This window comes from Saprospira grandis DSM 2844 (genome assembly GCF_000275825.1).
Classification (GTDB): domain Bacteria; phylum Bacteroidota; class Bacteroidia; order Chitinophagales; family Saprospiraceae; genus Saprospira; species Saprospira grandis_A.
The window spans coordinates 1,754,774-1,769,101 of the sequence record NZ_JH719942.1 but is presented as its reverse complement, the minus strand read 5'-3'; the positions used below and the strand labels follow the sequence as shown (position 1 = coordinate 1,769,101).

Genomic DNA, 14,328 nt, shown 5'->3' with positions numbered 1-14,328 from the left:
CGCTTTAGGTATACATTAAAATGAGTACGCAAATTGTCGCAATCGTCGTCAATACTGTCGACATGCGAACCGTGAACCGAATTCCCCCGCAAAATTGCCGAATCGCCTTTTCTTGCGCCGGATACTTAGGAATAATTTCCTCCTCTAGCTTTTTTACACTAAAAATATGACTGGCCCCAAACTCTACCCGGTTTTTAACCAATACCCCATAGGCCTTTACTACCCTAATCCGAGAGTAGATGACTAAAACCAAAACGGCAAAAAAGCAAATGATCGTAATACTGATGAGTGTATTCTCCATTTTGTAATTCTCTTTTTTAAAAGCCAAATATACATATAATCTGAATGCTAAAAGCCCTTAATCCCTAGCTAAAATAGCAGGCCTGAAATGGGAGAACTGCCTTAGCAACTGCAAAAATGAAAATAAAATAAGAAGCATTATTCTTCATTCTGTTTTTATTAAAATAACTTAGGCCAATAAATCCCCTAAAGAAATGCTAGCTATAAAACGAGATCTACTATACTACAAACGACAGTACTTTATTACCGCCCTAGATTTGGCCCATCTAGCCAATGCCGCAGAACAAATGCAAGCAGAACGCCGAAAGGTCTTTGATGAACTCTATGATTGGATGCGCAAACATGAAGATTTTGCCCCTTATTATCCAGAAGAACTCATTGCCGCCCTAAGCGCTAATGAAAAACTGTTTTGGGATAATACGATTGAAGGCCGATTCAATGAAGAGTATATCACTACCGAAAGAGCCTATGGAGAAAAATTTGCCCAAACAGGTATTCCCCTAGAAGCTTATATCGCAGTTCTACTGGCTTTTCATGAGTTCCTCTATCAAGCCTATCAGCGACAAGGCCTAGCCTCTGTAGAACTTATGATGGCTTTCAAAAAGTTGGCGCAAACTTCTATCGAAATTATTACTAGCCTCTACTCAGATACCAACTTAAAACGACTGGAAGAACAAAATGAAGCCCTCCGAGAACTCTCTACTCCCGTAGCCGAAATCTGGAAGGGAATCCTCCTCCTCCCCCTAGTCGGCTTTATCGACTCTAAACGAGCCAAGGACATGATGGAGTCTATGCTCTCTAATGTCTCCGAAAAACAAGCTAAGGTCTTTATTCTCGATATCTCCGGTGTCGCTATTATCGATACCGCCGTAGCCAATCACCTGATCAAAATGACCAAGGCCAGCCGCCTGATGGGCTGCCATTGTATCATCTCAGGGATATCAGGCTCTATCGCCCAAACTATTGTCGAACTAGGCATCCAAATTGACGAAATTCAAACAACAGGCAGTATGCGCGACGCCCTAGCTTTGGCCATGAAACAAACCCAAGCCTAAAGGATAAACCAAGTTAGTAGTTCTCTTCTTCCTATTGAGCTGTTTAGAAGCCTTTTACTAGGAAAAAAGAAGGGAATATTTTATATTAAATACTAATATAAATAATGCTAAGGGAAGAGAGTTATGGAACTGAAAAAATGGGAAAAATCAGTAGACTTTTATAAGCAACAGTACTTCATCTCTGATGAAGACTTAAATTGTATCCGCCAAGCCGGAGAACAGATTATGGACCAAATGCGCTGGGCCTACGATCAACTCTATGACTGGATGCGCCAACATAAACGCTACGAAAAGTATTATACCGAAGAACTAATTAGCTTACTCGCCGAAGAAGAAGAACTCTTCTGGACCGATATCGTCCTAGGCCGCCTCTCCAATGATTATATCCATACCGAAGCAGTCTATGGCCTGGAGTTCGCCAAAATGAATATTCCCCTCGAAGGCTATGTGGGCGCCCTGGTGGCTTTCCACGAGTTTATCCGACAATCCTATGTCCGAAAAGGAGTCCAAAGCTTTGAACTGATGTCGGCCTTCAAAAAGTTTACGCAGGTGTCTATTGATGTAGTCACCGAGGTCTACCAAGATATTATTAGCCACCAACTCGAAGAACAAAATAAAGCCCTAAGAGAACGCTCTACTCCCGTAGCCCAAATTGCCGAAAATGTACTGCTGCTTCCCCTTGTCGGCTTTATCGATTCTAAACGGGCCAAGGATATGATGGAGTCTATGCTCTCCAATATTGCCAAAGAACAAGCTAAGGTCTTTATTCTCGATATCTCCGGTGTCGCTATCGTCGATACCGCCGTCGCCAATCACCTGATCAAAATGACTAAGGCCAGCCGCCTGATGGGCTGCCATTGTATCATCTCAGGGATATCAGGCCCCATCGCCCAAACGATTGTCGAACTAGGCATCCAAATTGACGAAATTGATACCCGCGGCAGTATGCGCGACGCCCTAGCCGCCGCCCTTAATCGCAATCTTTAAAGGCCAAATAAAGAGCCTCTATTTTAGCCGCTAAACGATGGTCCCGCTCCGTAATAGTATTGCCCGCATCATGGCTGCATAAACGAATCTCCAAACGGTTGTAGACATTGTACCAGTTTGGATGATGATCCCATTTTTCAGCCCAAAAAGCTACCTGGGTCATAAATCCAAAGGCCGCTACAAAGTCCTCAAATACAAATTCAGCCACTAGCTGCTGCTGCTGCTCTCTAAAGTGTTGGTAGTCCATTTTTTTATTTTTTTTGGGGCCTCCGCTGCGGCTTCGCCTTGCGGCGGTTACTCCCTTCGGTCGTCGAACTGCGGACTAAAGTCCTTGTTGTCGTTTCAGGGCTCGCAGGCTTGCTCGGCCCTGCGGCCTGACGGCCTTGGTCTGCGGCTTCGCCGCCCCCTTGCATATCGGTTACTCCCTTTGGTCGTCGAACTGCACCCTAAAGGGCTTGTTGTGGCCGCTGAATAAAGGTTTTGCGCCCCTTGTTTTTCTTCGGCCCCAAAATAATAAAGCCCAGTTTGTTTTAATAGAAATAGTAGCATAATATAAGGGCCAACAGGCGGCGAAGCCGCCGCAAAGGCGCACAGCGCCTCGGCTGAGGGATGGAAAGTGGTGCGGCAAAGCCGCAGACCCAGGCGCTGAAAGCGCCGCAGGGCCGAGCAGACCTGCGAGCCACGGCACAGCCCGACCCGCCCGCAGGGTGGGGCAGCCCCAAAAAAGAAGCAGCAACACTCATTTTTTCCTCCCCTCCAAATGACTGCAAAAATTAAAATCTCTTCTGTATCTTTAGAGGCTCAACGGCAAAAGAGCGCTTTAACGAAAATCTGAAAAAGAGAGCCTTGAAAAATCGCGAACAGCAACATATTATCGAAACCCAAAACCTCAATATTGAGGTGCAGGGCTATCTAGATGACTATCAACTTCGGTTGGTGCAAACAACGCTTATTCATCTGTTTAAGAATGAGTTGGGGGGCTATTTGGACCGCCTTTTTAGCGAGATGGTCCCCCCAGATGTGCATCTGGTCATTGATCGTTTAGATATTGATTTGCCCCCTATTGATTTGCGTGGGGCCGAGGCCGTTAAGGATTTTCGACCCGCTGTAGAGCGCTATTTTAAAAAAGTAGCCCGAGAAACGGTCCAAAAAACAATTATCAAAAGCTCGGGCGGCCAATTTGAACAAGAGGGAACCCGAGTTAGGGTGAGTAAATGGACCCTCTTTAAGGATTTTTTGGAAAAAGGCCATTACCCCAGTTGGGCCGGCCCCAAAAATCTGCCCATTAGCTCGGTAGTTGAAGAACTCATGCGAAAGTCGCCCAGCAAAATGGCCGAACTGCTCTTGGATATTGGCCGCAGAAATCCCCAATTGGCCAACCGCCTGATTTTTCAGTTTAGCCCCCGACAACTAGAGCAATTACTCCAACTCATTTATCAACAGGCAGGCCCCAATATGCTTCGCCAACTTCAGCTTATCCTAAAACGATTGGGCCAAAGATATCGAGCCCTGCGCGGACAGCGATCGGTACAAAAAGCCGCTTATACCGTAGCCTTTGAGTACATTTTTGAAAAAGTGCGCTCTGGGCGGAAATTTGTGTATAAGGAGCAAGAATTGGTGCAGAAAATTCTGGAACGCATCCAGAAAAATTATCAACATGTCTCGGCCCAAGAGTTGGGCGAACTGGATAGCGGGGTGCGCCAAGAACATAGCCAAAATTATGGCGATTTGGACCTGCTGGAGTATTTTCTGCAGTATGGTTCTATTCCCTATTGGGCCAAAACCGATAGCCTGGCCTCTATGCGCCAACTCTTTGATCGCCTTATCTATAAACGACTTAGCGCCCTACAACGGCTGATTATTCGCCAAAAAGATGCCCCCAATTTTTGGCAACGCCTCTTTTTGCAGTTTGAAGAAGAACAACTCTTGCAGTTGCTAGAACCGCTAACTGAGGACCGTATGCGGATGGTCCGCAGCCTGCTCCAACAGTTTCATCATTGGGGCCAAAAGGAGGGCATTAGCCGCCACCGCCTAGCTCCCGCCCTTATGGGCCAACTCTTTGAACAGCTCTTGCTGAACCGCTCGAGCTTTTCGGAAAAAACATTGATTGAGGCCTTCCTCAAAGAGGCGAGCCAACTCTCTACAAAAACAAAGAATAAGGAAGAGTTGGCCCAAACCCTTTTTAAGGTGTTGGAGCAGGAAAATAATGAGCGCTTTGACCTCTCTCGCCAAGAATTACTCAAGCAGCTAGGCCAAATGCTGCCCAAAACGAAGGCTTCTGCCCATAGCGAATTGCTCAAAGAGGAACAATTAAAGCGTAGAAGTCTGGCCGTAGAACTAGCCCTACAGGCGCTAGAGGAAGAGCTGGCGCAGGAGGATCTGAACCAAGAACAAATGGCTAGCCTCCAAAAGAAAAAAGGCCGCTTGCAACGCCAAGAACGACAGCTAGAAAGAGAACTGCAAGCCATTTCTGGCCTGGCCCCTAGCTCTATTCGCGCCCTTTTGGACCGAAAAAAATGGCTGAAAAAACGCCTCATCCAATTAGAAAAAGAACTAAAGACCGAGGATAAACGCATTAAGGCCGAGGATAAAATGGCCGAAAAAGAACGCAAGGCCAAACAAGATGAGGCCCGCCAACTTCGCCGCATTATTCGCAATATGCGCCGAGAAACAAAGGCGATTGCCCGAGAATTGGGCAAATCTTATAAAAAGGTGGATAAAGAAGACCGCTCGGCCCTTCGAGAACTAAAACTAGAGTATGCCGCCGCAGTTTCAGATCTCTATAATGAGCGCTCAGAATTGCAATTGCAATTGGGCCAATTGGAAGAGCTTTTTGCCTTAGGCGAACTGAGTAGAGCCGAAAAAAATCAACTACAAAGCCAAATTCGCCTGCTTAACCGCCAGCTCAAGCAGCTCGACCGAGAGCTGCAGCAACTGGACCAAATGCTGGCCCGAGTCAATGCCGATTTACGCAAGCTCGAGCAAGATGAAACAGCCGAAGAACCTAGCGCCAGCTCCCAAATCGACTTTCTGGTCTTTTTCCTTCAATATGGTTCTATTCCTTGGTGGGCCGAAGAATACCGAGATTATTCTATAGAGGCTATCTTTAAGCAATTTGCCGAAAAAGAGGCAGATAAACTCCGTAAGGCGGTTTCTCGATTAGGCAAAAACCCCATCGTTTGGCAACGGATGGTCAACCAACTTTCTGAGGAAGTCTTGGAGCTGGTCCTGATTGCGCTCTTTCCGCGCTTTGCGGGTTTTGCCATTTCTACGGCTATTATGCTAGAGAAAATTAAGGGGGCTCAGGTCTTTGACAAAATTAAGTCTATTTCACTCAAGGACTTTAAATGGAACAAAATTCTGGAGTACCTCTTCCTCCATCCCAGCCACAGCAATCCCCAGCAATTTCTTAAGGATTTGGCCCTAGAACTTGGCCGAAGCTATGAGATTTCGCCCCGAGAGCTATTGATGTACATGACCAATCTCTCGCATAATAATCCCGAAACTCGCTTGGCCTATTTTGCCGATGTAATTGGCGATCTAGGGGAGGACCCCAGCATTTTGGCCGCCGAAGAAGCATTGGTCCAAGAGCTATTGCTTCGCCAGCGCCAAGCCGATGGCCTTATCTTGAGCCTAGAGAAGAAAAAAGAGGCTTTAGAGCAGTATTTGCTCAAAGGGTTGTTTACCGAAGCCGCAATTCGGGCCAAAACAGATACCCTAGCGGGAATGGAGGGGATCATCAAAGAGCTGTTGGTCCAGGATCGGCAGTTTTTGCGCAAACTCTTACTCGATGCCATTGGCAGAGCCCCCGCCAGAGAGCGTTTAGTCACCAATTTTGACAATAAAATCTTTTGGGAGTTGGTCCTTTTGCTGAACAAATCAGCTATGCCGCTCACTCAAAATTATGTGCAGGAGCTAGGCCGTGCCCTCAATGACCAAAAACTGTTTATGGTCAAGGATACGGTATATCGCTACCTGCTAGAGCTAAGCCAAGGCGGGCAGTTCTCGGTCCGCAGTCTGGTCCAACAACTGCTCAAGGCCATTAGCCGAAACACCCAGCGAGACCCCATGCTCTTGCTCAATGACTGGAAGACCAAATTGCGGAACTTACCCGCCCAACGCTCGGGCTTAGTTTTGCAGCTTTTGGAAACCGAAATTGCGCTTTTGCGGGCGCAAAGACGCTCGACCGAAGACCCAGGTTTGCTAGACAGTTTGGCCCAACAATTAGGAAGTTTAGAGCTAGAACAACAGCATTTTAGCCGCCAACTCTTGCAGGTCCTCAACCGAGAAAGATTAGAAAAAGAAGGCCTAGAAATCGTTCCAGAGGATTTAGAAGAGCTGTATAGCCGCCTAGATGCCATCGACAAGGAAATCGAGGAGCTGAAAAGCAATATTGATGAGGCCCAAGCCATGCAGAAGATTTTGCGCTGGCGACGCATTGCCGAGCTAGAGGCCCAACGCAATTTGCTGAGGCAAGAAGAGCCCTTTGCCATCCGTCAGCTACAACAAGATATGCTGAACCTCAGGGCTGAAATGGAGCGCCTAGATGCAAATATAAATCGACTCGGAGGTTATGCCAAACAAGGCCTTTCTGCCAAGGAGATAAGAGCTGAAATTGCTCAGCTAGAACAGCAGCGCCGTACTTTGCAAGAACGCTTTAAGGAGCTGCAAGACCAAGGCGAAGATGCCACCAAAGAGGAGCTGGCCCTGATTCGCCTGCGCCAAGAGTTAGAGCGGCTCCAAAGAGATTTGGAGACTGAACTAGAGGCCTTGCCCGAGCCAGAATTGCTCGAAAGGATGTTGGTGGATGAATGGGAACAGCCCAATCTTCCCATAGAAACAATTCGCCAAGCACCAGAGGTACAAGAGTTTTTGAGCTATTTGATGGAGCTGCCCTGGAAACAGGCCGAGGCCGACCGGATTCGCCAGCGCTATTTGCAAGAACTTCAGGACCATTGGGAGGATTTGGCCCAAGGCTTTCAGGCCAATCGCGAATTATTGGAGCTTTTGCGCTCTAAAATGCGGCAGCTCTTGCTGCCTAGCTTGCAGCGAATGAGCCAAAAACGCCTAGATTGGCGCCGAGAAATTGAAGCCTTGCCCGATATGGATAGCGCCCAAAAATGGGAACAACGCCTGAGCGGAAGAGAGGAAGAACAAATTGAGTGGTTGGAACGCCTAGAAGCCGAGCAATGGGATGACCAAATGGCCAAGGAATTGGCTAGCCTACGCAAAAAGGTCCGCGTTTATTTCCGAAAAATGCGCCTGATGTTCCGCCGCCAATTACGCAAACTCGCTCAGGCCGAAGCCGCCCGCCTAAAAGAAATAAAAACGGCCCAAGAGGAGGAAGAACAACGCCTAGAAGCCGAGCGCATTAAGCGAATCAATGAGTTGAAACGCTTAGAAAAAGCGCCAGAACTGGAAGCCGCTGAGGAGAAAACAAAGGTCAAACCCAAAAAGGAACAACCCAAGCCCGCCGATCCGCCCGTAGATGAACCCCTTTATATCCGAAATGCAGGTTTGGTTATTCTTCAACCTTATTATACCCGCCTTTTTATGGCCCTTAAAATGGTCAGTAAAGGAAAATTTGTCAATGAGGAAGCCCAAATTAGGGCTACGCATATGCTGCAATATATTGCTACTCGACAAACGGAAACCCCTGAAAATGAATTGGTTCTAAATAAAATTATGTGTGGCCTGCCGCTCTCGACCCCGGTCCCTATGGATGTGGGCCTGACGGAGCAAGAACTAGGCACCTGTGATAGCCTTTTGCAGGGGGCCATTAATAACTGGAGCCGCATGCGGACCATGACGCCGGATGCTCTGCGGGGCACTTTCCTCATCCGAGATGGAAATATCAAGGAGGAAGGAGACCGTTGGAAACTCAAGGTGGAAAAAGGCTCTTTTGATATGCTTTTGCGCACCCTGCCCTGGGGCTTTACTTTTGTCCGTTATGGCTGGTTGCCCAAGTTCATTGCCGTAGAATGGGATATTCCGGGTACCTAATATTGGGGGCTTCCCGCAGCCCTTTTATTTGGGGCTGCGGGCGCTATGCTGCGGGGCTCGCAAGCCTGCTCGGCCCTTCATTTTTTTCGCTGCGCTCAAAAAACTCGGTCTGGCCTTCGGCCACCCGCTCCGCAGCGCTAAGCCATTTTGGCCCAAGGGCCAAGGCGGCTTTGCCGCCCCAACTAGCCGCATTTATTTGGGCCCAAGGCCCTTTCTCTGCCCGATCAGGGCAGCTTTTTTGGCCTAGCGATGTGAAAGGGGGCGGCGAAGCCGCAGACCAAGGCCGTCAGGCCGCAGGGCCGAGCAGACCTGCGAGCCCTGAAACGACAACAAGGTCTTTAGGCCGCAGTTCGACGACCGAAGGGAGTAACCGCCGCAAGGCGAAGCCGCAGCGGAGGCCCCAAAAAATCAGCGAGCCCTGAAACGACAACAAGGTCTTTAGGCCGTCTTCGACGACCGAAGGGAGTAACCGCCGCAAGGCGAAGCCGCAGCGGAGGCCCCAAGAAACAAAATGCCCATTCCTCAAAAGCGGGAATAGGCATTTTAGGTATAGCGCAAAACGAGATTACTTTTGTTGGCGCATGATTTCGTAGAGCGTAATGCCGGTGGCCACCGAAACATTAAAAGAGTCGGTTTGGCCGCGCATAGGCAAGAGGAAATGCTCATCAACCTTTTCGAGCAAAACGCGATTGACGCCCTTATGCTCATCGCCCATAATGAGGGCTAGTGGGAGATTGAGTTCTAAATCATAGAGCATTTTTTCGCCCTGTAGGTCGGCAGCGATTAGTTGCAGGCCATTCATCTGCAGATATTCGGCCGTTTGGATCAGGCTATTTACTCGGCAGACGGGCAAATGATTGAGTGCGCCAGCGGAGCTCTTCATGGCCGAATCGTTAATTTGGGCCGAGCCTTTTTTAGAAATAATCAGGGCGTCGGCTCCGGCGGCTTCTGCAGAGCGGGCAATAGCGCCAATATTGCGGACATCCGTCACGCCATCTAGCAAAACAAAAAGCGGGTGTTTGCCTTTTTCGTAGGCCAATAAGAGCAAATCTTCTACCTGATAATAGGGGATAGGAGAGAGCAGGGCCACCACCCCTTGGTGGTTTTTGCGTGTATAATTATTGAGGCGTTCTTTGGGGACCGTTTGTAGGGGAACGTCTAGTTCCTTGCAAGTTTTGCGCAAATCCTTTTCAAAAGGGCCACGGACATTAGCGGCCAAGATGATTTTTTCAAAATTGCGTTTAGCTTCAAGGGCGTCCATTACAGGATGACGGCCAAAAATCATTTCTTGATCGGGCGTCTTTTTTGGTCTGCGGTGCTGCATGAAAAGCGATTAGATTATTGAGAATTGGCCCATTTAAAGCTATTGACCATTCCCATAACATCCGTTTTGACAAAGTCAATAACGGGGGCCATAGAGTCAGCTTCTGGGCGGGTATTAAAATAGAGAGAGGCCCGAACAGCATGCTGGCTACTATCGGTGAGTAGGAGCTGAAAGGGCGAGGCCACATGGCCTTCAATGTTAAATAAAACGCCATAGACCTTATCTTCTGGGCGGTTGATGACATAATCATCGAGGCTAGCGGCCTTGGCGGTATGCTCTTCGGCTAGGCGATAAGCATCGCTATACATTTTATAGAGTTCTTCTTCAATAGGGCCTTTAGAAAGGTCGGTATAGGTAAAGTGTAGGCGGCCATTTAGGCTTTTGAAATTGAGGTCGAACCAGCAGGAATGTAGCGCTTGGCGGTTGCCCAAGGTTGTATCTTGGACAAACTCCATATAGTCGGGATAATCAAAATGGAAGGCACAGAAATTCTTGTCGAGAGCTTGATAATTGCGCTCGGGATAAACGACCTTAGGGTAGATGCGTTTTTTGGGAATATACACCTCTTCTTCTTGGCAAGCAACCAAAGAAAGACAGAGACCCAAAAAGAGCCAAAAGAAAGAAGTCTTCATAAGGAATAGTCATTTTTAGGCCAAAACCTGCTCGCCGGCACTCTCTGCCAAAGTGACCTTAATGGTCTCTATACGGCGTTTTGTAGTGCTCAGGACCTGAAACTTGATCCCTTGAAAGAGCAGTTGGCTATTTTTTTTGGGCATACTTCCATGAATCATCAAAAGTAGGCCAGCTAGCGTTTCTGCAGAAGAGCGAGCTTCTTCAAAAAGTTCAGGCTCAATATCCATAATTTTGCAAGCTTCTTGGATAGATGTCTTGGCCTCAAAAATATAGATATGCTCGCTTATTTTGGTATAACCTTGCGATTCGGGCTCGTCAAATTCATCGTTAATCTCGCCCACAATTTCTTCTAGAACATCCTCTAAGGTAACAATCCCCGAGCTGCCCCCATATTCATCAACCACAATGGCCATATGCGTCCGACGATGCTGAAACTCATTAAATAAGTCGTCGATTTTTTTGTTCTCTGGAATAAAAAAGGCCGGGCGGATCAAGCTGTGCCAGTTAAAGCTGTCATCTTTATCAAAGTGCTCAATCAAGTCCTTTGTATGCACAATCCCCAAAACCTTATCAAAGGTTTCTTCATAAACAGGAATTCTAGAGTAGTTGGAGTTTTGCAAAACAGCCAAGAGCTCACTAAAATTGATACTGCTATCTACAGCTTCTACATCTACCCGGGCACACATAATATTTTTGACCGTCGTATTGCCAAATTTAACAATCCCCTTGAGGATGTCAATGTCTTGCTCGGCATATTTGGTGTCGCCCACAGTAAGCTCAATGGCTTGTTCAATGTCTTTGTCAGTTACGACATTCATGCCCGAATGCTTGGCCAATCGGCGCTCAATAATACGGGTGGCATTAACCAATACCCAACTTAGCAGCCAAAATAAACGACGCAAAATGAGTAGGGGCTGGGCCATGAGTTTGCTTAGCCGCATGTTGTTGCTGCTAGCATACACCTTGGGCGCTACTTCTCCAAATAAAACCAATAAAAAGGTAACAAGCACTACGGTCACCAAAAAAGATAACCAAGCAGGAGTGCTTTCTGGAAGCAACTGCTCAAATAGAAAATTAGAGGTGAGAATAATGCCAATATTGACAAAATTGTTGCTGATTAAAATAGTCGACAACAAATAATGTGGCTTCTCTAAAAGACGCAGAATACGCCCTCTTGGACCTCCCTTATTTACCGCCTGCTTCTGTAATTCTTCAATATCATTATGCGTAATAGAAAAAAAGGCTACCTCCGAGCCAGATAACAAGGCCGAACAGGCTAAAAGAAGAATAATGCTGCCGAGAGAAATCCATGTGGCGGGCCCCAAATCAGTTAAAAATAAAAAACTGAGGCCCAGTTCGGATGGAATAAGGTCTGTGTCCAAAATAATACGCTTAGATGAAGAATGTTAGGGCGTTGCCCTAAAAGACAACTACTCAAGACCCAATAGTAAAATGCTATTCTACTAGAGCCTTTACCCAATATACTAAGTAGTTAGCGAATATAGAACTATCTGCTATTTATTTCAAGAGCAGATAAATAAATGAACGCTAAGAAGAAAAAAAGCCATCAAAACAAAAGACCAATAACCATCAGGCTATTGGTCCTTTCTGCTAAAAGAAAAAGTCTATGCTAGAAGGGAAGATCATCACTATCTCCTTCATTGTCATAGCTCTCCTTTTTAGTTGCATCTCCTCCAGAGTTAGATGAGCCGCTAGCTGTGGCCTGCTGCTTTTCTTCTCCCATATTCATGGGCTCCTCTGGTGGTGGCATCTGACGGCCCGAGTTGCCGCTGCCTTCGCGCTTATCCAAAGAGCGGAAAAGATTGGCCGCCACTTCCGTCATATAACGGGTGTTGCCATTCTCATCCTCCCAGCTACGGTGGGTGAGTTTGCCCTCAATATATACCATGCTGCCCTTTTTGAGCTGCTGAGCCGCACGCTCGGCCGCCTGGCGCCAAATAATGACATTGTGCCACTCCGTTTTGGTCTGCCACTCCCCATTTACTTGGTAGTTTTCATTTGTTGCTACACTGAAACGAACATAGGCCGTTCCATTGGGCAATGTTTTCATTTCTGGGTCCTTCCCCAGATTTCCAATTAAGGTCACTTTGTTGATCATAGTCTATAAATATTTAGTATATCTAAGTTTTACAAATGTAGGCCTAATTTTTTGGATTCGCAACTGTTATTAAAGTTTTTATTAAAAAAAGGCCAATTGTTTTTTCTCCCAATACTGAGCAATGAGCCGAGGCAGAGGGTAGCTGGGCCAGCTTTGGGCATCTACTAGCTCCCAGTCTGCGGCTAAAGCCTGCGGTAAAGGCTGTTTGGGCCAAAGAAAACGAGCAATAATTTTCTGATGAGAGAGCTGCTGTTGTTCTTGGCCAGAAATTAAGGCCCAGCCCTGCTCTTCTAGCTCCCAATGCCCCCAAAGTGATTTTAGTTCGCTGGTTTTTAGGGGCTTATCGAGCTCTATCATCGGGAATTCATATAAGCCCTGCCAAATGTCTTTTTCTTGCCGCTTCCTTAGGTAGTAGGCTCCGCTAGGGCTCTGCCAAATGAAGTAGTAAAAATAACGCTTTTTGATCTTTAGCTTTTTGCCTTTTTTGGGCAACTCTAGCTGCTGTTTGTTGGCTTTGGCTTGGCAGTTTTGGGCCAAGGGACAGTCTCCACAACTAGGGTTTTTGGGCCGACAATGCAGAGCCCCAAAATCCATCATGGCCTGGTTGTAGTTGGCCGGATCATCTCCCCATAAAAGGGCCTGCGCTTTGGCCTTAAACCACTTTTTTCCCGCACTGCTGTCTATGGGCAATGCTTGCCCAAAATACCGACTCAAAACCCGATATACATTGCCATCAACTACGGCATAGGGCAGGTCGTAGGCAAAAGAGGCTATCGCCGCAGCGGTGTATTCACCCACGCCTTTTAGGTCCAAAATAGCCTTGTAGTTGTCTGGGAAAATACCAGCATATTCTGCCACTATTCGCTTTGCCGTCGCCTGAAGGTTCCGCGCCCGAGCATAATAACCCAAGCCCTGCCAAAGTTTCATCAGCTTTTGCTCTTCAGTCTCCGCCAATTCTTTTATGCTCGGATATGCCGCTATAAATCGCTCGTAATAAGGCAAGCCCTGCTCCAAACGAGTTTGCTGCATAATAATTTCCGCCAACCAGATTTTATAGGGATCCTGGCCCTCTTTCCAAGGCAAATAACGCCCCTCCCGCTGCTCAAACCACTGCCTCAGCTGCTTCGAAAAGTAAAGGTCTATATCCATCTTGCTTTCCTTTTTTTCAAAGGTACAATTTTTTTTGGGGGCCTCCGCTGCGGCTTCGCCTTGCGGCGGTTACTCCCGTTGGTCGTCAAACTGCGGCCTAAAGTCCTTGTTGTCGTTTCAAGGCTCGCTGATTTTTTTGGGGCCTCCCGCCTGCGGCGGGCGCTACGTTGCAGGGCTCGCTTTTCGCTCGGCCCTTCGCCGCTTTCAGCGGCTCGGTCTGGCCTGCGGCCACCCCTCCACATCGCTAGGCCGCTCAACAGTTATGTTTTAGCTGGGCTTCCCGCTTCGGCCCCTTAAAAAGGTCCAATTGTTACTAATAAGTTAAAGTGCTAACTTAATGAACTTGTTTCTAAAGGCTAATGAGCTAGCTTTTTATTAGCTCGAGCTAAGGTTTTGCTTGCTCGAGCTAGCTTTTTATTAGCTCGAGCTAGGGTTTTACTTGCTCGAGCTAGGACTTTATTAGCTCGAGCTAAGGTTTTGCTTGCTCGAGCTAGGACTTTATTAGCTCGACCTAGGATTTTGTTTGCTCGAGCTAGAGTTTAAGTAGCTCGACCTAGGATTTTGCTTGCTCGAGCTAGAGTTTAAGTAGCTCGACCTAGGATTTTGCTTGCTCGAGCTAGAGTTTAAGTAGCTCGAGCTAGGATTTTGCTTGCTTTCTGGGCTTCAGCGCAGAAAAGGAGAAACACAAAAGTTTAAACAGTCCCTAGAGAAGTTCCTTTTATGCGTCTAGAGGCGGCGAAGCCGCCGGCTGAGGGATG

At 47.3% G+C, this 14,328-nt stretch carries 10 protein-coding genes; 3 read left to right on the top strand and 7 right to left on the bottom strand.

Annotated elements, in window-relative coordinates:
- Nucleotides 1–4 precede the first annotated feature (4 nt).
- Complete coding sequence (locus SAPGRDRAFT_RS07995) at nt 5–301, bottom strand: hypothetical protein (RefSeq protein WP_002658574.1); 297 nt, start codon at nt 299–301, stop codon at nt 5–7.
- Between the two features lie 193 nt (nt 302–494).
- Between SAPGRDRAFT_RS07995 and SAPGRDRAFT_RS07990 the strand changes: the two genes are divergently transcribed.
- Together SAPGRDRAFT_RS07990 and SAPGRDRAFT_RS07985 are read left to right on the top strand one after the other, a co-directional pair.
- A complete protein-coding gene (locus tag SAPGRDRAFT_RS07990; RefSeq protein ID WP_002658571.1) occupies nt 495–1,355 on the top strand; it encodes an STAS domain-containing protein in 861 nt (286 codons plus the stop codon).
- A 123-nt stretch (nt 1,356–1,478) separates the two neighbouring features.
- Complete coding sequence (locus tag SAPGRDRAFT_RS07985; protein ID WP_002658569.1) at nt 1,479–2,342, top strand: STAS domain-containing protein; 864 nt, start codon at nt 1,479–1,481, stop codon at nt 2,340–2,342.
- Here the strand turns inward: SAPGRDRAFT_RS07985 and SAPGRDRAFT_RS07980 are convergent.
- The gene (locus tag SAPGRDRAFT_RS07980) at nt 2,326–2,589 is read right to left on the bottom strand and encodes a 4a-hydroxytetrahydrobiopterin dehydratase (RefSeq protein WP_002658567.1); all 264 of its coding nucleotides are present in this window, start codon (nt 2,587–2,589) and stop codon (nt 2,326–2,328) included. The two genes, SAPGRDRAFT_RS07985 and SAPGRDRAFT_RS07980, sit on opposite strands and share 17 nt — an antisense overlap.
- A 599-nt stretch (nt 2,590–3,188) precedes the next feature.
- On the opposite strand from SAPGRDRAFT_RS07980, the gene SAPGRDRAFT_RS07975 reads away from it, so the two are divergent.
- Nucleotides 3,189–8,345 carry a contractile injection system tape measure protein gene (locus SAPGRDRAFT_RS07975; RefSeq protein ID WP_002658566.1) on the top strand — a complete coding sequence of 1,719 codons (5,157 nt, stop codon included), beginning with the start codon at nt 3,189–3,191 and terminating at the stop codon, nt 8,343–8,345.
- Nucleotides 8,346–8,910: 565 nt separating this feature from the next.
- On the opposite strand, the gene rlmB is transcribed toward SAPGRDRAFT_RS07975, so the two are convergent.
- The 5 genes from rlmB to mutY all read right to left on the bottom strand — a co-directional run bounded on the left by rlmB (nt 8,911) and on the right by mutY (nt 13,570).
- Nucleotides 8,911–9,669, bottom strand: coding sequence for a 23S rRNA (guanosine(2251)-2'-O)-methyltransferase RlmB (gene rlmB, locus SAPGRDRAFT_RS07965; protein WP_002658562.1), 759 nt, complete (start codon nt 9,667–9,669; stop codon nt 8,911–8,913).
- A 14-nt stretch (nt 9,670–9,683) separates the two neighbouring features.
- On the bottom strand, nt 9,684–10,301 hold the full coding sequence (locus SAPGRDRAFT_RS07960; protein WP_002658560.1) for a hypothetical protein: 618 nt from the start codon (nt 10,299–10,301) through the stop codon (nt 9,684–9,686).
- A gap of 15 nt (nt 10,302–10,316) precedes the next feature.
- Nucleotides 10,317–11,684 carry a gliding motility-associated protein GldE gene (gene gldE / locus SAPGRDRAFT_RS07955; protein ID WP_002658558.1) on the bottom strand — a complete coding sequence of 456 codons (1,368 nt, stop codon included), beginning with the start codon at nt 11,682–11,684 and terminating at the stop codon, nt 10,317–10,319.
- Between the two features lie 248 nt (nt 11,685–11,932).
- On the bottom strand, nt 11,933–12,421 hold the full coding sequence (locus tag SAPGRDRAFT_RS07950; RefSeq protein ID WP_002658556.1) for a single-stranded DNA-binding protein: 489 nt from the start codon (nt 12,419–12,421) through the stop codon (nt 11,933–11,935).
- An 81-nt stretch (nt 12,422–12,502) separates the two neighbouring features.
- Nucleotides 12,503–13,570 (bottom strand): A/G-specific adenine glycosylase, encoded by a 1,068-nt coding sequence (gene mutY, locus SAPGRDRAFT_RS07945; protein WP_002658552.1) that lies wholly within the window; start codon nt 13,568–13,570, stop codon nt 12,503–12,505.
- Between the last annotated feature and the right edge of the window lie 758 nt (nt 13,571–14,328).